Raw genomic sequence first — 1,211 nt, 5'->3', positions numbered from 1 at the left:
GCGAGCAGGCACGGCGCGCCGTCGCCGACGCCGAGCAGCGGGCGCAGCGGGCCGAGGCCGAGCTGACCCGGGCGCGCGAGGAGGTCACGACCCTGCGCCGCGCCGACCGCGAGGGACGCTCGCTGGCCGGGTCGCGGGCCCGGCTGCGGCTCGACGCCGTGGTCGACGCGTTCGCGGGGCTGCGGCACGAGCTCGGGCTGGCCCCGGCCGACGTCCTGCCCGCCGACCTGGTGGGCGAGGGGTCGGGCGCGGGCACGGCACCCGCCGCACCCGGCCTGGCGGCGCGGGCGCGCGAGGACGACGACCCTGCGGTGCTCGCCGAGCTGCTGACCATGCCGCGCGTGCACCTGGTGGTCGACGGCTACAACGTCACCAAGGGCGCCTACGGCGACCTGCCGCTGGCCGACCAGCGGGCCCGGCTGCTGACCGGGCTGTCCGGGCTGGCGGCGCGCACCCGCGCCGAGATCACCTGCTGCTTCGACGGTGCCGTCGTCGAGGGCCGGGTCACCGGCGCCGCGCCGCGCGGCGTGCGGCTGCGGTTCAGCGAGCCGGGGGAGCTGGCCGACGACCTGATCCGGCGGCTCGTGCGGGCCGAGCCCGCCGGTCGCGTCGTGGTCGTGGTGTCGAGCGATCGCGAGGTCGCCGACGGCGTGCGCGCCGCCGGCGCCCGGCCCGTGCCGAGCCCGGCGCTGGCGCGGCTGCTCGAGCGGTCCTGAGCACGCGGGGCGGCGTTGTCAGACCCCACCCGTAGCGTCCTTCCCAGCACGGACGGCAGGGCGCCGACCGCGCGGAGGAGGAGGTGACCGGCATGCACATCGACTGCGACAGCTGCGAGGTCAGGGGGCTCGCCTGCGGTGACTGCGTGGTCACCGTGCTGCTCGGCGCACCGCCCGAGGGCGTCGAGCTCGACGCCGCGGAGCAGGCGGCGATCGGGGTGCTGGCCGACACCGGCCTGGTGCCCCCGCTGCGCCTGCGCCGAGCGACCGGGTGAGCCACCGGGTCGCTGGTCGGGTGAGCCCGCGCGCCGCGACGCCCGTGCCTACGATGTCGCGGTGAGCGCGACGCAGGACGAGCCGGCTGCGCCCGCGCCTGCCCCCGCGCCCGCTCCGTCGGGGTCCGGTCCCGCGCCGGAGTACCCGCTGCGGTCGCGACGGGCCGCGGCGCGTCGCTCGTCGCGCGGTCGCGCCGCGCTGGCGGCAGCGGTCGTCCTG

At 79.2% G+C, this 1,211-nt stretch carries 2 protein-coding genes; both read left to right on the top strand.

What is annotated here, in order from left to right; translation table 11 throughout:
• Positions 1–716: NYN domain-containing protein (locus ACYVJ4_RS18180; RefSeq protein ID WP_460461488.1), on the top strand; the 716-nt coding region annotated here is incomplete at its 5' end.
• Between the two features lie 92 nt (positions 717–808).
• Positions 809–991, top strand: a complete 183-nt coding sequence (locus ACYVJ4_RS18175) for a hypothetical protein (protein WP_460461489.1) — start codon at positions 809–811, stop codon at positions 989–991.
• The last annotated feature ends 220 nt before the right edge of the window (positions 992–1,211 follow it).

The organism is Angustibacter peucedani, assembly GCF_054779595.1.
This window is presented reverse-complemented; position numbering and strand designations above follow the sequence as displayed.